Here is a 20,078-nt window from a genome sequence, read left to right on the forward strand (position 1 = left end):
TTATCCTTTTACGGTTTGCAACCAGGCTTCCGCCATCAGCCGGGCGCCGGCGAGGGTGGGATGGACGCCGTCGAAGGTCCAATAGGAACCCGGGGCCGATCTTTGGGCCTTATCGTAAATCTCCTGGTAGGGGATAAAGATGGCGCCAAAGCTTTCGGCTATTTCGCGGGCAGCCTGGCGATAGTCGTTGAACGCAGGATACCATTTATCGTCGACCGCTTTTATGCCTTTGACGGCGTAGGGTTCACCGATGATGAGTTTGATGTCGGGGAGCTGTTTTTTTGTCCGGTCGAGAAGGGCTTTATAGTCATCCCGATAGGTCTTTATCGTTCCCGTATAGCCATTGACGAGGGTATGCCAGAAATCGTTGACCCCGACGAGGACACTGAGAACCGTGGGTTTCAGATCGAGGCAATCGGCCTGCCAGCGATCGGCGAGCTGATAGACCTTATTCCCGCTGACCCCTCTGTTGTAGATCTTCAGTTGTTTTTGGGGATAGCGGTTGAGCAGGTCGGCGGCGGCGAGGAACGGGTAACCGGTGCCGAGGGCAGCAGGGCTGTTAGGGGTGTTATCATCTCTTTTCCGATGGGAGTCGGTGATGCTATCACCCTGGAAGACGATAATATCATCATTGGATAAGCTGATTTTTTTGGCAGATGCGATTTCGGGCATATTGACAGCCAGAAGGCTCCCCAGGGAGGCCGTTTTAATGAAGGTCCTGCGACTTGTGCTCATGCTGTAATCTTTTAATGGTTCTTTTATCCGTCATGACGATGGTGCCGTGTTTGTGTCCGACGGGGACGGAGACCTCGCCGGAGGCGTCCGTAAAGGTCTTGAAATCGGTGGTCTTTACCGCGCCGTATTTCTTTGCGCGGTAACTGTCGAAATAAATAAGATATTGATCCTTCACTTTTGCGACGGTAGGTCCTTCCGTGAACTCCGGTGTGAACGACTGTGAATCATCGTGCCAGGGGCCCGCGGCACTGGCCCCGAAGGCGACTTTTATATTCCGTTGCAGCCGGGTGTTGTCTTTAAAAACAAGGACGAAATCCTTTGGTCCTCGCTGAACGACGGTGGCATCGATGACACTATACCCCGGATCGTAATAGAGGCGTGTCGGGGTAAACGTGACAAAATCCCTGGTGGTGGTACAATATAGCCGGTGATTGTTCTTCTCATCCTCCTGGCCTTTTGGAAAGCGGAAGGGAATGGTCGTCGCCCAAACGATAACGAACTGTGCACTGTCCTTCTGGTAAAAGATCTCCGGGGCCCACACATTAAAAGCGTCTTGTTCCTGGCGCATGACGGGAATGAACTGTTGTTCGCTCCAATGGATGAGATCCTTTGAGGAGGCATAGCCGAAGCCTTTGTCGCCGTTCCAGCCGCTTGTCCAGACGAGATGCCATACTCCATCGGGTCCCTGGGCCATCGAAGGATCGCGCATCAACTTCTTTTCGCCGATCGCCGGTTTCAGCCAGGAGCCGCCCAGGTCGGTCCAGCGATAGCCGTCATTGCTGTAGAGGAAGAAGAGGCCGTCGACGGCCGGTTCGCGGAACGAGGTAAAGAGATAGACATCCTTTGCCGGCTTGCAGGACGCGAGGAAGAGAAGGGCTACTATGATGAACTGCGTTTGCTTCATTCGGTAATCTTGTCGAGAATGAGGACCCAGTCGTTTCCGGGGTGGGGTTCGCCCGGCGGATCGAAGGTGTTGGAACGGACGGCTCCCAGGGAGGTCGTTTCGCCGGTGCGCGGGTTGTACCAGGAGGCTGTAAGGTGTTCGGCGAACGGGTTGATCCCGAAGGTCCGGCCTGTGTAAGTATAAATGAAGGCATAGTCCTTGCCGCGGGTGGCGACGATGTAGTCGTAGCGTTTGCCCTGATCCGCGATGAGGGACGGATCGGGGACCCGATCGAAATAGGGCCGGGAGAGCATTAACTTTTTCAGATGGATCATCTGGCCTGCGCCGGGATCGTTGATGGCCTGGAACCAGGGTGTGCGGGCCCCGTAGGCGTTGCTCTTGTCGGTAGGCCGTCGCATTTGCATGACCGAGTTATCACCATAGGTGAATCCGCAGGCCCCGGCAAAGACCGACCAGTAAGCGTAGCGCCGGACATCGTCGGCGGTCCAACGCGGTTGGCTGGTGTCATGAAGGCCGTGGGGGATCTGTTCGTACGAGGGTTCGGCATCGAGCACGGGTCGCGCCGGGGTCCGCTTATAGTCGGCTTCTATATAGCGCCAGTTGTCTTCGCCGTAGCGCGGATCATCACGGGAGGTGTCCTGTTCATAGCTGCGATGACCGGACTGTACGCTGTTGAAATCCAGCCAGGATTGCTGTTGGAACCAGAAGGAGGAGGAGGCCCGGCCGCGCGGATGGAAGGTGATGAGATGATTGGCATCTTCAGACTTTAGGGTGGCGCCGATGGTATTCCAGACGGCTTCATAGTCTGAGCCTTTTATATCCCCTCCGTTGATCCAAATAATGTTCGATCTGTCTTTATAGCGGTGTGCGAGAAAAGAGGCGTAGGCCTGTGCCTGTGCGGTGGTTGTCTTTGCGGCTTTTACCACCCCACCCCACACCGGGACGAGGGCAAGATAGAGACGCTTTGAACCGGCGAGATCGACGATGGAATCCAGGTGCCGCCAATATGCTTCGGCGGGCGTAGCGATGTTCCTGTTGTGCAAGGCCGAGTCCCCATAGATATCCGTGTCGTTGAGTCCATGGAGCAGCATTACCTGGATGACATTGAATCCCTTGGCCTGACGGTCGGTGAAATAGCTTACGGCTTCCGGAGTCGTAAGTTTGGTGAGGAGGAGCCAGCCTGTGTCGCCCAGCCAGAAGAAGGGCTCACCTTTTTCCGTTTGAAGAAAATGTTTATCCTGGGATATGCGGATCAAGGACAGAGGCTGTTTCTCCAGCCAAAAGATGGTGGTTCCCGGGGTTTCGAGTGAGGCGGCTTTGCCGCCTTCAATTTTGTCGATGTTTTTTTCTGCCTGTCCGTCCGGATGGATGCGGTGAACGAAATAGGTCCCGGGGGCGAGTTCGATCGAGGTGTTTCCGGTGGCATAAACGATATAACCGTTAGGCCCGGAAAGCACATAGTTGCCCGCGGGACTCATCGAGGTGGCCGCCATGAGGAAATGCGGATCGCTGACGACGGGGATATTTGCAAGGCTGCCGCCGGCCATGAAGACGGCCCAGCCCATGTTCTCGCCTTCGGCGGAATAGATCACAGCTTTTGCCGGGTATTTTGTCCGGTATTCCTTTACCGCCCGGTATATCTGTTCGAAGGATGGCCGTTTGGGTTTCAGCAGGCGTTCGTGCTGGCGGGGAGCCAGGTTCTGCCCACCCAGCGGCGCATAGGCTTTTCCGTCTTCCTGGTAGTACCAGTAGCGGATGTCGATGAGATCGACGGCAGCAGCCCGGATGGGATCGGCAAGGATAGAGTCTTGAACATCTTTTGTTGTGCTGAGACCGATAAGCTCTTTATGACCTTTTTCCGCCTCCCACTGCCGGATCACATCGAGCCAAAATCGTGTGAAATTCAACGGTCCGGTATATTCTGCGCTGATGAGCTGGATGACCCCGGTGTTGCCGGTGAAGTTATCGAGGCACTGGCGGATAAAAGCGCGATGCAGGTCGTGCCGGGCGGGATTGGCGGTGTCGTAAAACTGCCCGGCGAGAAAGACCCGTTTATCGCCGGCATAGGGAGTAGGTTCGGGGAAGCCGGTGTTGTTGATGTTATTGGCCGGCCGCCAGGGGAAGTCGGCATTGTGGGCGCCGGCCTCGATGATATTATGCTGAAAATAATTCTGATGGATCAGGACCATTCCCTTCTCATCGGCCAGATCGGCGAATCGTTTGAGCCGATCCCAATACCAGGGATTGTAAGTTGTCAGATCGTATTTGCTAAGGCCGTCCCAGGCGGTGTCTTTACCACTGCGTTTGAACGGCAACTCGTAGAAGGGCGGCCATACATCTCCATCGGCGCGGCGAACGCGTTCGTGGTCATCGCGGCGGCGATCGTACCAAAGGCCGTAGTTGTGATCCAGGGCCACCACGTGCCTGGCTTGCATGGTATCGGTGAGGGCGTCCAGGTCGTCGGTGAGCCCCCTGCCGACGCGGCCGGGAACCCAACGGGTGATGGCGGGTTTGGCCTCTTCGAGGCCATAGGAGCGAGAGGAGCCGTTCCACCACGGCTCCTCGTAACGTCTGCCAGTTTGGATGGTGTTGCCGCGGACGAGCCATCCGTTTAGGATATGAAGGGGTGGAACTTGGGGCGTATGGAGGGGTGTTTTGGGGTTGAGCCTGTCGATGGAGGGGACGTTGCCGGCAATTGTGGCGATCGGATCGCGTTGAGCCGCCTGGTCGATCCATGTTGTCATCTGGACGCGCGGTCTTACCGACCATTCGGTGAGAGCTTTTGCCTGTGCGACGGTCGGGCTGCTGCTTGCTTCGTTCTCGACAGGCAGGATCTCGCCCCGTTTCGCCGCTTCAGCGCCGAGGCGGTCCGCCAGTTGAGCGTAGAAGAAGCTGCGGGGTTGAAGAGTCGCATTCGATTGGTTCCAATAGCCGTCGCCGCCAAACTGCGCCCAGGAGCCATAAGACCAGTTCTCAGCACCCGGTGGACGGTAACAGTTGATGCGAGCGGCAGTACAGTTCCAGAAAAGGCTGTTGGCAGCGCACCAGCCGGCACCCTGGCCATCCTGTTCGCGATTGGCAAAGCTGAGTGTTTGCGCGTCGATGTTGACCACGTCGAAGAGGACGCCGGAGGCCCAGCTATCGATGGCGCCGCTGATATTGTAAGGATAATACGATTGACATTGGACAAAGGCATTGGGCCCCGGAGCGCAGAAGCCGACGGCGAAATCATGGAAGGCGCGTTCGGAATACAAGCGCTGGAACAGCGTTTGGCCGCCTTCGGTGAGGAAGGCGTTACGGCGCTGACCACCGATCTCCGATACCGGCGCGAGATATTTGCAATCCTGTACGGTAATGCGGCTTGCGGTGTTCAGGACAAAGACGGCGGAACCAGCAAAATGTTCGGCGATGACCTGGCGGACCCAGGCGTCGCGGGTGTTCTCGATGGTGATGGCCATCCAGCTGTGGGCTTCGTCCTTTGGATTCTGCCGGTCATAGTCGGAGACGCAACGGAGATTTTCGACCCCTACCTGTTCGATACGGCCCGGCCATCGATAGACGGCTACCTGGGCACCACCGAAGGCCGAATCGAGGGCCGTCGTGACCGGGGCGTCGATGGTGATGCCGTCACCGTCGACAGCGGTGACGACCCGATCCCAAAAGATATCGCGTTGTCCCGGTTTCCAGCCTAGAGCGGAGATGCCGCCGCCGAAGGTTTCCATCCCTAACTGCTTTATCCAGTCTTCTGTCGAAGGCCGGTGGATGAGGATGTGATCCCCTTGCCGGAAGGCATCGGCTTCGGCGAGGCGGAAATGACGGGCATTGACGGGCACGTAGCCGTCGGCGATTGCGACTTCTTTTGTTGTCTGCCGGTCGTTTCGACCAACGATGCGGATAAGGGTACGGCGATCGTGGCCGGTGGCCCGGAGGATTGTGCCGTTCTCCCCCATGCCGCTACCGCGGAGGACGACGCCGCTGTGGCGGATCAGCAGGCTGCCTGAGATGTTATAGGCGCCAGCCTGGAGTAACACGGCGCCGCGGATTCCATTTTTGTCAGCAGGGAGACTCCCTACGTAATCAAGTGCAGCCTGAACCCGAAAAGTCGCGTCACCGTCCTTTTGAGGAACGGTGACGCGGATGGGGGCATCGGGTATCGTGCTATCCCCGCCTTTGTAGCCGCTGTAGGAGAAGTCCGGTATGCGGTCGCCCCGGTCGTCGGGGGTGTAGACCAGGTGGCCTCCTTTGACAGCCACGGGAGGTGGCGGTTCGGGTGGTTTCTGTTTCTTCTGTGCTACCGACCAAAAGGGCAGCAGGGTTGCGAATACAATTGCGGATAATCGCATGGTCCTATTTTAGAGACTGTTCACCTTTTTTTGCTATCGTATTGAGCCAGACCTCGATGTTGCTATAACCGCTGCCGTCTTTTGCGGGTTTTGCGGAGTCGGTAGGGTCCTTAGGGTTGAGGCCGTGGCCGGTCTCGTACTCATCGGGCAGACCGTCGTTGTCCGAATCCTTATAGGGTTTACCCTGGTAGTTAGGGTACCCCCCTACCTCGAAGACCTCGGTAATGATGCCCAACTTGTACGAATCCTTTGGCAATTTACGAACATGGAACTGCGGAAGCGTATCCGTATTCACGTCTTTATAAGTTATTTTACCCGTCCTCACCTGTTCGACCACGCGTGCGTCGACGGCATCGCGGTGCGGAAGGGTGGCGCCGACATTGGCCAGGACGAACCGGTAGGCCTGTTCTGCGGGCAGGATCGTTACGGGAGGCATGGGGAAGGGTTTATCCACCTTCATATAGTCCTTGTAGACACCGGCGTCCTTCTCTTCACCGATCTGTACGCCGCCGTTCCAGTTATCCTTTGTGATCTCGGGATACCCGTCCATAATATTCCCGTTGACATAGGCGCGCCCGAAATGAAGCTCTTTTAACTTGCTGCGGCCGGTTTCGGGTTTGAGGATGCGGTGCCCCACGTTCTCGTTCCTGGGAGTGACGGGGCCAGGCTTGAAATAGTTGTTGATGATGTTGAAGAGACTGGTGTAGTCGCCGCCGTCCATGCTGCGATGATGCCAGTTGAAGACGACGTTGTTGACGAAGTTGAACACGCCGTTCCACCCGATGGAGGGATTGCGGCCGGTGTTATCGGCCCAGAGATTACGGACCAGCATGCAGTTCTCGCCACCCATCGTCGTGCCGAAGGCATGGTTCCAGGTGTCAAGGGATTCGGCTGAGATACAGTTCTGAATCGTGATATTCACCGTTCCCAGCTTTTCTTCCTTAGAGCCGTCGCCGGGATCGAACATATGACGATACATTGAGAAATTTTCGTCGAGTCCCCAGGAGGTGGACGTGTGGTCTACGATAATGTTGCCTACCGGGTTACCGCCCAAGGCGTCGTCGCGTCGGCCTACGTTGGTCTCACCCCTGCGGAAACGCATATAGCGGATGATGACGTCGTGGGTATTGACCCAAAAGGATTCGCCGGCGATGCAGATGCCATCACCGGGTGCGGACTGGCCTTCGATCGTGATATAGGGAGCACGGAGGATGATCGGGCTTTTCAGGTGGATGATCCCGGCCACGTTGAAGACCACGATCCGTGCTCCGCCTTGTTCAACGGCCCAGCGGAGAGTGCCGGGACCGGAGTCTTCCAAGCTGGTTACCACCAGCACCTTTCCTCCATGACCGCCGAAGCTGTGGGCTCCCCCACCCTCAGCGCCGGGGAAGGCGAGGAGGGATGACTGTGGGAGATCGGTAGGTCTTGCGGCCCAGGGAATATAGGGTTTGCCGTGTTTTGCATCGTTGTCGACTATGGGCCAGGCGACCTGCCAGGCGGAATCGCTGCGCCGGTAGGTCTCTTTTAATAGGGCCTCAGACTGAGCTTTGACGTCGTCGGGGATCGTTGGGTACTGGGCAACGGCCGGCATCGCGATGCTTAAGACTGCCGCGAGGGTTACGATCGAAAAAATTCTTTTTTCCATTTTTATAGCACTATTTGTTTTTGAACCGGACTCCGTCCGGTTTGGTTTATTTCGTCGGATCAAAGGTGCCCATGCCGCCAGCATACAACCAGCCGATGGTCTGCTGCATGGCCGGTTCCTTGCTGATATTGCTGGACGGGATGGCATAGGCATAGTAGATGGTCAGGAAGTTGATCGGGTTCTCGTTAGTGATCGGAACGATCGTGTGTGTAAAGTACTTTGTATAATCCGGACCGTTGACATTGATCGTGTCGACCGGGGCGATGCCGGTAGTTGCATTGACCTTTTCCATATCGGAGACTTTATAGGTTGATTTGAACGCAACGACCATCTGCTGACGATAACTGCCGTTCAATTGGTCAAAGGTGCGGGTACGCCGGAGATCATCATAGCGTTTGCCTTCAAACGCGAATTCCACCTCGCGCTCGTTAAGGATGGCGGTTTGCATCTGACCCTGGCTCATGCCTGCCTGCAGGCCATAGAGTCCGTCTGCGTTAGCGGTGATGCCGGCCCTTTTCCGGATCTGCTCCAACAAAGTATAGGCCTGGGCCTGGTTGCCGGTCATATTTGCGCACTCGGCCAGGTTCATCATCACCTCCGCGAAGCGAAGTTCGACCCAGAAAGTTTTGCCGTATTGGGAATTTACCGCGGATTGCGTAGTATCGATGTTCTTGCGACAATAGAAGCCGGTGGCGGTAACATGGCCTTTGTCGACAGTGATATTGGTATACATCCATTGTTTGCGACCGGGAGTGTTACCCAGACCGTAGACGGCCCCATTGTATACGATGGTGGCGTAGAACCGGGGATCCCTGTTCTTCCAGTAATATACGGAATCATAGGGTATGGTGGAGGAGGCCGCCGTGATGGGATAGCCATCCTTCATCGGAAAGGCCGATACCAGGTTCCAGGTGGGGTTGTTGGTGGTGCCCCCGCTGCCCGCCGACTGAGAATACGGCCGGGTCACATTATCATAACTTTCATACTGGTTCCCGCTGGCATTGACGCCGTTGAAGGGGCGAAAGAGGATGGGTTCGTGGTTGGCTCCATTTGAAATGTCGAGGGCGATTCGGGAGAAGTTGGAATAAAGGCCATAGCCATCGAGGGTGCAGGTGTCATAGGCGTGCTGAGCGGCGGTATAGGCCGTCTGCCAGCGGGACGGATCGTTCTGGGGGTTGAATTGAGGGCTGGCCCAGGTCAGCAGCACCCTTGCCTTGAAGGCCAGCGCCGCGCCGCGGGTGATCCGGCCGAAGTCCGTTGCAGGCCAGGATGCCGGGAGTACCGAGCAATGGTTAAGATCGGCCACAATGCTGTCGACACAGGCAGAGGTGGGGGTTCGCGCGACGTTGAGGGAGTCGGCGATCCAGTCCTCGGGCTTTGTGATATAGGGAATCCCACCATATATCTTCAACAGATCGAAGTAGATATAGGCCCGCAGGAAGTAGGCCTGGGCCTTGATGACTGCGGTCTGGCTGGGTTTCAGGCCATAGTTGTCGATGTTGGCCAGGAGCATATTGATCCGCCGCATATAAGGATAGGCGCCGGCCGTACCCGATGCAAAGAAGTCGGTGACGGATTCGCTGGTCAGCTTGCCCTGCAGGAGCGTCGTGGTTCCACCGTTGCTTTCATCGCTGGTGTTGTGGAACGATGAGGGAAAGGTATTGGCGTTATCGTTAGCCGGCCACAGCGGCATAACGACATTGTACAAGGAGTTCAGATAGAGGTTTGCCAGGGTGGTATCGGACCAGACCTGATCGGCAGGGAGGCCGTTGAAGTTCACCTTGTCGAGGATATGTTTGGTGCAGGAGCCGCCGGCAAGAACCGTCAACGCCAGGAATATATATGCAATCGTCTTTTTCATTTTTTCTACTTTTATAGTTCTACAGATTTACATTCAATCCGAAGGTCCAGGTGCGCAGGATCGGGTAGTCGGTGATCTCACCTGATCGCGGGTCCCGGTATGGGGTTGGATTGATGATGGTCCAGAGATTCATCCCAGTCAGGTAGACGCGTGCTTCCGGGATCTTGTACCTGCCGACGAAAGCCTTCGGCAACGACCAGGATAGTTGGAGGTTGTTGACGTATAACGAGGTGTTGTCCCGCAGCCAGAAGGTGGATGCCTGGTTGGCGAATGGCGCATAAATGGCGGGCAGGGTTGCATCCGTCTTCCAGGCCGTATAAGAATGCTTCCACATATCCAGCCCGGCGGCGTCCTTTGTAGGCGGATTGATGTCCACCTTGCTCAGGACCCGTTTGCCACCCAGCGTGAGGGCGATGTTTGTCGAGATCCGGAGTCCTTTCCATTGCGCACCCAGGATATACCCGAAGCTGGCGATGCTGTTGGAGTGTTTGGCGATCTGCGTTTGGTCATTGGCATCGATAACGCCGTCGCCGTTCACGTCGACGAAGTTGAGATCGCCGGGACGAAGGGAGTCGCCGTTGATCGTCCAACCGGGGTGCTTGGCGTACCAGGCATTGACCTCGTCCTGCGAGCGTACGATACCTGTCGATCTATAGCCGCTGATGCCCAGATCGGTGGGTTTCCCGATGGGATATTTATAGCCCGTATCGGTACCTGTGCTGTAATAGGTTCGGATGACCTTGTTGTTCCCGGCAATGGCAAAGCCGAAGTTGACGGTAGCGAAGACCGACCAGTCCTTGTTGATGCGGCCATTGTAGCCGATCTGGAACTCATCGCCCCAGGAGTTGAGGATGCCGTAGTTGAAGTTGGCGATGCTGCCGCCGAAGGTATTGGGCACGGAGGCGGTGGGGATATCCAACATATCGTATTGGTGTTTGTACCAGAGGTCAACCGTGAAATGGAATTTGCGGTTGGCAAAGGTGCCGTCGAAACCCAGGTCTTTCATGAGGGCGCGTTCCCAGGTGATCTCGGGGTTCGGCACCACCGTCGTCTGCAGGCCGTTGGCCCCATATTGCCCTGTGTTGCCAAAGAGATAGCCGATGGGATTGGAGGCGGAGTAGACCTGGGACCAGGAGAACGAGGAAGTAGCGTCATTCCCTGTCAGGCCGATGTTGAGGCGAACCTTGAAATCGTTGATCCCCGGTGCGAATTTTTGCCACCAATCTTCGTTGGATGCGAGCCAGCCCACCGATACGGAAGGGAAGAAGCCCCATTGATGTTCGGTCGGGAATTGCGGCGAGGCATCATCCCGGAAGGCAGCCTGGAGCATATACTTATCATTGTAGGTATAAGACAGGCGGCCCAGGTAGCTTGCCCGGCCTGTGGAGGTCTGGTACCCTTCGGCATCCCAGTTGGCGCTGTTGGCCGAATAGGCGAAGTATTGGTCGACGCCAGGGATTACCTGGGTCTGGCGATAAGATTTGAGATATTGTCCCAGTGTCTGGGCCTGTTCGGCGTAGACTGCAACATCGAGGTTGTGTTTCCCCCATACCCGTGCATATTGGATGCCTTCGGTAGCCTGCCAGTTCTTGGAATTGTTATAGTATTCGGCTAGTTGATCGCTATTCGTGACCTTTTGAACGGAGCTTACCGTGTCATAGTACATCACATTCTGTGTACTCGTGGGCGTATTGGCGCCGCCTGCGGTCTTGTTGGTGTGTACGCCCGGCGATTTGAAGTTATAGGCGAGATAAGGAACGAACCATTGTTTGGAGAAGTCATTGTAGGTGTTCCGGCCATACTGTCCGTGGACGGTGAGTCCCTTGATGAAGGGTATCTTATAATTGACGGAGAGGTTGACATTGAACGTCTCGGAATTGTCATGCGTATAGGACCGGGACGCGGTGAAAGGAAGCGGATTGAATTTGGTCGGGCTGTTGTAGAAGGGCTTTCCACCGGATGTTTCGGGTATAAAACCGGGCGTTTGCAGCAGGCTGCCAACATACCCGTTCTCCTGGTCGGCCTGGTCGGTGGTGGTGATCCCTTTTGGAACGGGTTGGTTGTTATAGCCGACGTCGTAACCCAGGGTGACATCCACGGTCAGGTCATCGGTGACCTTGGCATTGGCGCCCAATTGAATGCCATATTTGTTGTGCGTGTCCTCGGGCAGGTTGCCGATCTCGTTGTAGTAGTTGCCGCCTGCGAAAAGGGTGATCTTATCGGAGCCGCCGCTGACGCTGACGTTGTGACGGGTGGCATAGCCGGGTTTCCAGGATCTGTCGAACCACATGTTGCGTTTGTTATGCGTTCTGTACCGGATGGAATCCAGTTCCTGCTGAGTATAGATCTCGGTCCGGACAACCTTATAGGGATCATAGTTTTGCACCCAGTTGTTCAGCAGCAGGGCCTGGTCATAGCCGTCGATCATCTTCGGTACTTTGGAGGCATTCTCGTAGATGTAAGATCCGGAGTAGCTGACACGGGGTTTTCCCGGGCGGCCTCTTTTGGTAGTGACCAGTACGACCCCGTTTGCGCCGCGGGCGCCATATATTGTGGCCGCAGCGTCCTTCAGGAAGGTGATGCTTTCCACCTCGGAAGGGTCGAGCAGGTCGAAGGCTGTTTTGCCAGTGGGATCGACCGACCCGGAGGCGGAGATGATGGGAACGAGTCCATCGATAACATACAGGGGATTTGTCGAGCCGCCGGTGGCGAAGGTCGTGGCCCCGCGGATGGTCAGGTTGGTAGTGGCGCCCGGCTTACCCGAGGTCTGGCTCACCCCCACTCCGGGAACGGTATTGATCAGGGAGGTGGACATATTCACCGCGGGGATATCTTCCAGTTCTTTACCGGATACGACGGAGACGGAACCCAGAACATTCGATCGCTTCTGCGTGCCGTAGCCCACGACGATGACGTCGTCCATGGATTTGTTGGTGGTGGACATATTTACTGCCAGGGGCGCCGTAGAGTCGACCCTGACACTCATGCTGCCGAAGCCGATGTAGGAGAAGGTGAGGTATACTTCTTTCATTCTCGCAGGCGGGTTGATGGCGAAATAGCCATTGTTGTCCGTGATGACCGCCGTCGTTGTCCCTTTGACCGCGACGGTAACCCCCATCATCGGTTCTTTGGTTTCTTTGTTATAAACATGACCAACTACGGTCTTTTTCTGCGCGTAGAGCATCGAGTGATGCAAACACACGAGCAGCAGAATGAGTGAGGATCTTAGCAATCGCTTTACTGTCATATGGCATTTAGTTTTTCTACTTTTTCATACTGATCCCCTGGGCGGAGAGGTAGTTGTTGATCCGGCCTTTGTATTTGCCGAACCACTCGTGTTTCTTCTTTGAGGATTCGGCGTCCATTGCGTGTTCGCGGGCTTCGATCAATGTGGACAGGATGTAGGCTTTTTGTTTGTCGTTCAAGTTCGGTAGCTGTTGGTTATAGGCGCGATAGGTGACCTGGACAACGCCGTAGGTCATGCCGTCTTTCACCTTGTCGATCTGTTGTGGGGTCAGCTCCGTTGCCAATTTTTCGAGGTAAGCGGTATGAAGTTTTGCAATTTTTGCATCGACGTCTTGCTGGACGATCTTACCACTATCCCTGTCCGTGTACACGGCATTGAGGTCGCGGTATTGGTTGGCGACGATGGTACGGACGCGAAGGAAGGTGGCGGAATCGGGGAGACCGAGGGCTGTTACGATCTTCCCTGCGCGTTCGGTGATCACCCGGAGGTAGGCGGTGTCTTCGTATGAAGCTGTCGCGGCAGTCTTGCTGGCGTAGACGGGAGAGAAAGTGAATTGTAGGAGGGCGATACCCATAGCAAGCAAGCTGACCTTCATATGTCTTAACCGTTTAAGTGTTGGAATTTAAAGGTACAGGGGGCGGGAGGGGGAAACAATGTAAGGTTTAACTGAGTTGATGGCAAATCTTACTATTTTTTGTAAATTGGGGTACACCAAAACAAAGCATATGAAAAAGCTAACCGTTGCCGTCGTGGCGCTGGCCGTCACGCTTCCGTTTCGCTCCTTTTCGCAGAACAACGATGCCGATATGAAGGCCATGATGGCCGCCGCCATGCCGGGCGAGAACCAGAAGATGCTGGCCAGGTCGGCCGGGACCTGGACTGCGGCCGTGACGATGTGGATGCAGCCCGGCGCTCCGCCGACGACCTCCACGGCCAGCGCCACCAATGAGATGATCATGGGCGGGCGGTATCTGAAGTCGACCAATACGGGGAATATGATGGGGATGCCCTTTGAAGGCGTGGGGATCACCGGTTACGACAATGTCAGGAAGCAGTTCGTCAATTCCTGGATCGACAATATGGGGACGGGGATCATGACGATGACCGGGACCTGGGATGCTGCGAACAAGAGCATCAACTTTACCGGTACGATGGCGGACCCGATGACCGGCAAGGACACCCCGTTCCGCGAGGTAATGAAGTTCGTGGATGACGATCACCAGGTGCTGGAGATGTATTCTTCCATGGATGGGAAGGAAGTCAAGAACATGGAGATCAAATTCACAAGGAAGTAATTTCAATAGTAGCCGGTGGGAGGCCCGTGCCGCTGACGCGGAGCGTGATCCTGCCGGCATTCTTTTTGGCCCGGACGATGGCCAGGCAGAGCCCGTTGAAGGCTTTGTGCCGGGTGCCCCGGAACGACTCGAGATCGGCCTGGTAGCCGTTGTCCATCCCGGCGAGCGTGCCTTCGCCCGTGATGTCCACGCTGAGCTGGGTGTCGGCATTCGGGACCAGGTGCCCGTTGGCATCGAGGATGTGGATGGTGATGTAGGCCAGGTCGGCGCCATCGGCATGAAGGGTTGTCCTGTCGGCGACCAGTTGGAGGCGGGCTGGGGCGCCGGCGGTGTGGACCTCTTCTTCGAGGACCGTCTTTCCATGGAGGCGGGAGACGGCTTTCAATACGCCCGGTTCGAAGGGAATCCGCCATTGCACGTGCAGATCATCCCCCTCTTTTCGCTTTACACCCAGGCTTTTGCCATTGAGGAAGAGCTCGACCTCCGAGGCCTGGCTATAATAGGCCCAGACATCGACCGTTTGTCCCGGCCGCCAGTTCCAATGGGGGAACAGGTGGAGGACGGGTTTGGAGGCCCATTCGGACTGGTACAGATAATAGCTGTCCTTGGGGAAGCCGGCGAGGTCGACGATGCCGAAGTAGCTGCTGCGGGCCGGCCAGCGGTAAGGGGTGGGCTCGCCGAGGTAGTCGAAGCCGGTCCACACAAAAAGGCCTGCCACCGCCGGATTTCTCTTCGCCAGGCGCCATGTCTCTTCATGGGTGGAACCCCAGTAGGCGCTTACATTGTCATACGCGGAGACGGTGTAGTCGCGGTTGACGCCGACGGCGGGGATCCTGGCGGAGGTGGGCCAGCGGCGGATGCTGTCGGAGGGCATGTCGTAGTGTCCGCGGGTCTCTTCGGCCGAGGTCGTCTCGGTGGCAAGGAAGGGATGGCCGGGGAATTTCTGCAGGACCTCGTCGTAGATCTGCTGGTGATAATTGAGGCCCATGACGTCGAGGACGCCGGCCTGCCAGATATAATTTTCGAGTGTATCGGGTTCGGTCATGGCGGAAGTGACGGGACGGGTCGGGTCATTCGCCCTGACGATGGAGGTCAGCTCCTTTGTCAATGCGATGCCGGTTTTGTCGAATTGTTCGCGGATCTCGTTGCCGATGCTCCAGATGAAGACGCTGGGATGGTTGCGATCGCGCAGGACCTGGTCGGCCAGGTCGCGGCGATGCCATTGGGGGAAGTCGAGTGAGTAGTCGTATTTGTTCTTTTTCTTCTGCCACATATCGAAAGCCTCGTCCATGACGAGGAAGCCCATTTCGTCGCAGAGGTCGAGGAATTCGGGGGCCGGGGGATTGTGCGAGGTGCGGATCGCGTTGCAACCCATCTCCTTCAGGATCAGCAGCTGGCGGCGAATGGCGGCGGTGTTGACGGCGGCTCCGAGGGCGCCCAGGTCGTGGTGGAGGCAGACGCCTTTTATCTTGAGATGACGAGAATTGAGGAGGAAACCCTGGCGGTTGTCGAAGTAGAATTCGCGGAGGCCGATGCGGGTGGATTGGCGATCGATCAACTTTGTGTTGATTAAAAGGCGGGTCTCAAGGACATAAAGGTAGGGGTGGTCAGGGGACCAGGCCTTTGGCCCGGTCAATACCAGGTCTTGCTGGACGGTACTTAGGGTATCATTGACGGTATAGGGAAGTGTGCCGGTAGCGATCTGTCTGCCTTCGGCATCGTATACTCTCTGTTGGATCGTTACCGCCTGGCCTCCCTGAATTGCGCGGAGGGTGGTTGCGACGTGGAGGCGGGCTTGTTCTTCGGTGAGGCTCGCGGTGGAGGCCAGGATACCCCATTGGTCGATCGAGACCGATGCGGCGGGTTGGATCTCGAGCCAGACGTGGCGGTAAATGCCTGAACCGGTGTACCAGCGGGAATTGGGTTGGGCGGCGTTGTCTACTTTGACGGCGAGAACGTTGTCGGCGCCTTTTTTCAGCCAGGGGGTGAGGTCGTATCGGAAGGAGATATAGCCATTGGGGCGTTTACCTAATGGGTGGCCATTGAGGAAGACGGTGCTGTTGCGATAGACGCCGTCGAAGTCGATATAGACCTTGTCTTTTGCGGTCGTAGGGAGTTTGAAGGTCTTGCGATACCAGCCGATGCCGGCGGGTAGACCGCCTTCCTGCTGGCCGGTGGAGTTGTTTGAGTTGAAGTCGCCTTCGATGCTCCAATCGTGGGGGAGGTCGAGGCTGCGCCAGGGTCTGTCGTTGAAGGCGGGGTTGGCGGCGGTGGAGTCATTACCGAGGTGGAATTTCCAGCCGGCGTCGAAGTTGATTCGCCGGTGCGGATTATTGGCTGTCTCGGGGGTTTGGGCGGCCGCGGCATTCGAAAGCAATAAACCAATGCCTGCGGCATATAATAATCGTCGCATATACATTTCTACTGAAAGGTAAGAGGACTTTTCCCTTTGACGGTGGAGGTAGCTACAGCGATGCCGCGATTGCCTTTTTTGTCTACGGCACAATAGAAATGGTATATAATACCTTTATCCTTGATGACAAAAGACTTGTGAGCAAAAACTTCATCGTAGGGTTCGGATGGTTCTATCAGGTCGGGGCCGGTCCAGTCGGTCCAATGCACGAGATCGTAACTGCACGCGAAGCGGTTGAAGGCCGCGTGGGTGCCTTTCCAAAAGGCCCCGAAATAGAACAGGACGTAAATATCGCCTATTTTTTGGATATACGGGTCACCGGTGATGCCGGTGAGGTGATCGAGGACTGGGTTTTTACCGAATCTTTTCCAATGGACCATATCCTCCGAAACGGCCATACCGATGCGTTCGGCGCCTCTTTTTTTGTCCAGGCTATCGCCGTTGGCGTTATAATAGAGGAGGAACCGATGGCCGGTGATTCGCTTCTTGTCCTCATAGACCCAGGATTTGTACATGGTGTGGTTGTCCCACCAGGACACTGTCGTGTCCTTTGGGGATAATATTGGGTGGTTGAGCCGTTGCCATTCGTGAGGTTCCCAAGGGTTTTTGTTTGTGAAGGCCATGCCGATGGAGAGGGTGCCCGCTTCATAGCCGGTGGAGGCGCCGCCGAAGTAGGGCATCCAGTATTTACCATTGAATTTTAGCAGGGAGATGTAACCGGCTTTTTGACTGGCGTCCCAACCGGTGTCGGCGAAGGAGAGGATGCGGCCGGTGGTGGTCCAGTGGAGGAGGTCGGGGCTGGTGGCGAGCCAGGTTTCGTAGCCGCGGCCGTCGTAGATGATGTACGACATGTACCAGCTGTTCCCTTTGCGGAAGATGGAGGGGCAGTCCAATTTTTTCGACTTGTCATTTGGGACCACCACGAGACCGTATTTATAGGGTGTTTTTATCTTTTCGTAGATGGCGTTCATGGTCTTTTCGGGCACGGTGTTGCCGGTGGTTGCGCGGAAGTTGTAGCTGCCGGAGCCGACTTCGAAGATGGCCCAGGCGCTGTCGCGGCGGATGAGGTGGATGTCTTTTTGACCGTCGAGGCGTTTCCAGCCCTGGGTGATGACGGCGGCTTTTGACGCGGGGAGCCAGATGGTGGCGGTTGTGTTGCCGGGCACGGTGACGTCGAGATCGAAGATATTCTTTGTCTGCTTCCAATGGGAGCTTACCGGCCCATAGGGACTGTGATAGTCGGCGCCGGCCCATTGGATATTACCGACGGGTTCGGGTTTTATCGTGGTATGACCGGGGCTATCGAGGGCGTGGATGCCGGCGAGGCCTTCGTAGAACCATTCGAGAAGATGGCCGAGCATGAGGTGGTTGTTTGACACGGAAGGCAAGGCCTGCCAGGACTCGGTGAGGGCGGTGGCGCCTTTTGCCAGTTGATAGCCGTAGCCGGGGACGTCGGAACGGTTGTTCATGGCGTATATGAGATCGGGGCGATGCTGCTGATCGAGGACTTTGAGGAGATAGCGGAAGCCGATATCGCCGGCGGTGAGACTGTTGTCGCGCTGTTTGAGGTCCTTAACGATATTGTCAAAGACCGCTTCGCGGTCTTTTTCAGGGACGATGCCGACATAGAGGGCCATGGCATTGGCGGCCTGGCTACCGGTACCGATGTTGCCGGTGGTCCGGTCGAAAAATTTTTCGTTGAAGGCGGTTTTGACGAGTTCGGCTTGTTGGCGGTAGGTTGTTGCGGTTGCGGGTTGGTTGAGGAGTTCGGCGATGCGAGACATAATGGCCAGGTCGTAGTAGTAGATCGCGCTGGCGGTGATGCCTTGCGGCGTGTTTTGTGACAGACCCGGGTGCTTTGGACCGATGTCATACCAGTCGCCGAGGCCCTGGCAGAGGAGGTGATTTTCGGCTTTGCCGGCTAAATACGTCATGTATCGCTGCATCATTGGCCAGGCCTCTTCGAGGGCGGCTTTGTCACCATACCATTGCCAGCAGTACCAGGGAAGAAGGATCGCGCTGCTGCCCCATTCAGGGGAATCGCGGAACGGTTTACCAAAGACGGTAAACTCGGGGGCGATCTCGGGAACGAGGCCGCTGTCGGTCTGGGCGTCCATCATGTCGCGGATGACCTTACGATACAGGGAGGCGATGTCATAGCTGTAGCGCATCGAGTTACCCATGAGATGCGCCTCTTCGAGCCAGCCGAGCTTCTCGCGGTGCGGGCAGTCGGTGAAGACGCTGGCGAGGTTGGACTGGATGGCCCAGTCGATGAGCGTGTCGATGCGGCGGAAGAGGGTATTGCTGGTAGTGAACTTTCCCACACGTTCAGCGGCGTTGCGGGTATGAAGGCCTTCGAGCTTTGAGACGACGGGGAGGTTGTCGGGGTTGGGTTCGCCGGCGGGGACGGCGCCGTCGAGTTGAAGATAACGGAAGCCATAATACGTGAACCGCGGCTGCCAGGATTCGGGCTGCCCCCCTTTCAGCGTATATTCCCAATAGTAAGGTTTGCCGGTAGCTTTTTGGTTGGCGCTATCGCCTTGCACCAGCTCGGCGGGGGTGATACGGATGGTGGCGCCTTGCTTGCCGGTGACGGTGACGGCGGCGATGCCGGAGGCGTTCTGGCCGAGGTCGTAGAGGTAAGAGTGACTGCTGCGTTTGGTGACGTGTTGGGCGGTGAAGCGTTCGAAGATCTTTAGCGGCTCGGCGGATTGCGCCTCGAGTCTGGGCGGGCCGCTGACGATCGTTGCGGGTCGCCAACCGGTGGGGCTCTCGTAACGGGCGTCATAGTCTTCCCCGCCGTAGATGCTGGAGTAGGTGATCGGGCTGGGAGCTGTCTGCCAGCTGGTGTCGGTGATGATGTCTTTTGATGTGCCGTCCTTATATTCCAGCACGATGCGGGCGATGCATTTTGGGATGCCGTAGTTGATGATCAGCTTATGATAGCGTTTGCGGGGGATGTTGTAGAAGCCGTTGCCGAGGAGGACGGTCAGCGTGTTGGGGCCCTGGTTCAGTTGCGGGGTAAGATCGAGGGCGACATAGAGGGCTTTTTTGTCATAGGCGACCCAACCGGGGTCGAGGAAGTGATCCCCTACGGTCTTGTTGTTAAGAGTGCATTCGAAGTGACCGAGACCGCTGATGAATGCGGTGGCGCGCAGCAGGGGTTTGTCGACAATGATCTCCTTTTTGAACATCGGCAGCGCGGAGTCGCGGGCGATCCACAGGGCGCCCTGCCAGTCTTGTTGGCCGATCGGGCCGATCTGGAACGAATTGACGGCACTCCATTTTGAGCTATCGTTGCGGTTTTGGTCCCAGACCATGGCGCGCCAGTAGTAGGTATGACCGGCGGTGAGGGCCGGGCCATTGTAGGTGATGCCGGCGCTCGTGGGGCTTTCTTGTTTTTGGGTGTCGAAAAAAGGGTTGGTGAGGGTGTCTTTGTATAGAATGATCCGATAAGCCGATTGGGTGATACCATGATGAGAAGAACTGAGCTCCCAGCTGAGTCCCGGCGTCAGCGTGCCGACGCCGAGAGGGTTGGTACGGTATTCGGTCCGGAGGTTGACAAGTTTGATCTGCTGGGCGGTTGCCGTTGCACTGAGGACGAGTAAGGCGATGGTAAGTAATCGGTTCATGGC

10 protein-coding genes are annotated in these 20,078 nt (G+C 56.5%); 1 reads left to right on the forward strand and 9 read right to left on the reverse strand.

Annotation, left to right across the window (positions count from 1 at the left end; genetic code table 11):
• The 7 genes from VHE34_RS23970 to VHE34_RS24000 are packed head-to-tail and all read right to left on the reverse strand — an operon-like array spanning position 1 to position 13,330.
• Positions 1-735, reverse strand: coding sequence for an SGNH/GDSL hydrolase family protein (locus tag VHE34_RS23970; protein WP_325592652.1), 735 nt, complete (start codon positions 733-735; stop codon positions 1-3).
• Positions 707-1,639, reverse strand: a complete 933-nt coding sequence (locus VHE34_RS23975) for a glycoside hydrolase family 43 protein (protein WP_325592654.1) — start codon at positions 1,637-1,639, stop codon at positions 707-709. The genes VHE34_RS23970 and VHE34_RS23975 overlap by 29 nt, the downstream gene beginning before the upstream one ends.
• Entirely contained in the window at positions 1,636-5,982 is a 4,347-nt protein-coding gene (locus VHE34_RS23980) for a DUF6298 domain-containing protein (RefSeq protein WP_325592656.1), read from the reverse strand. Before VHE34_RS23980 ends, VHE34_RS23975 begins: the two co-directional genes overlap by 4 nt.
• 4 nt (positions 5,983-5,986) lie before the next feature.
• Positions 5,987-7,627 (reverse strand): polysaccharide lyase, encoded by a 1,641-nt coding sequence (locus tag VHE34_RS23985; protein WP_325592658.1) that lies wholly within the window; start codon positions 7,625-7,627, stop codon positions 5,987-5,989.
• A 46-nt stretch (positions 7,628-7,673) separates the two neighbouring features.
• Positions 7,674-9,488, reverse strand: coding sequence for a RagB/SusD family nutrient uptake outer membrane protein (locus tag VHE34_RS23990; RefSeq protein ID WP_325592660.1), 1,815 nt, complete (start codon positions 9,486-9,488; stop codon positions 7,674-7,676).
• A gap of 19 nt (positions 9,489-9,507) precedes the next feature.
• Positions 9,508-12,735 (reverse strand): SusC/RagA family TonB-linked outer membrane protein, encoded by a 3,228-nt coding sequence (locus VHE34_RS23995; RefSeq protein WP_325592661.1) that lies wholly within the window; start codon positions 12,733-12,735, stop codon positions 9,508-9,510.
• A 16-nt stretch (positions 12,736-12,751) separates the two neighbouring features.
• Positions 12,752-13,330, reverse strand: coding sequence for a DUF3826 domain-containing protein (locus VHE34_RS24000; RefSeq protein WP_325592663.1), 579 nt, complete (start codon positions 13,328-13,330; stop codon positions 12,752-12,754).
• A gap of 130 nt (positions 13,331-13,460) precedes the next feature.
• Here VHE34_RS24000 and VHE34_RS24005 point away from each other — a divergent pair, with 130 nt between their 5' ends.
• A complete protein-coding gene (locus VHE34_RS24005) occupies positions 13,461-14,030 on the forward strand; it encodes a DUF1579 domain-containing protein (RefSeq protein ID WP_325592665.1) in 570 nt (189 codons plus the stop codon).
• Here the strand turns inward: VHE34_RS24005 and VHE34_RS24010 are convergent.
• Together VHE34_RS24010 and VHE34_RS24015 are read right to left on the reverse strand one after the other, a co-directional pair.
• Positions 14,017-16,443 carry a glycoside hydrolase family 2 TIM barrel-domain containing protein gene (locus tag VHE34_RS24010; RefSeq protein ID WP_325592667.1) on the reverse strand — a complete coding sequence of 809 codons (2,427 nt, stop codon included), beginning with the start codon at positions 16,441-16,443 and terminating at the stop codon, positions 14,017-14,019. The two genes, VHE34_RS24005 and VHE34_RS24010, sit on opposite strands and share 14 nt — an antisense overlap.
• An 8-nt stretch (positions 16,444-16,451) precedes the next feature.
• The gene (locus tag VHE34_RS24015; protein ID WP_325592669.1) at positions 16,452-20,075 is read right to left on the reverse strand and encodes a family 78 glycoside hydrolase catalytic domain; all 3,624 of its coding nucleotides are present in this window, start codon (positions 20,073-20,075) and stop codon (positions 16,452-16,454) included.
• Positions 20,076-20,078 lie beyond the last annotated feature (3 nt).

The organism is Puia sp., assembly GCF_035546395.1.
Taxonomy (GTDB): domain Bacteria; phylum Bacteroidota; class Bacteroidia; order Chitinophagales; family Chitinophagaceae; genus Puia.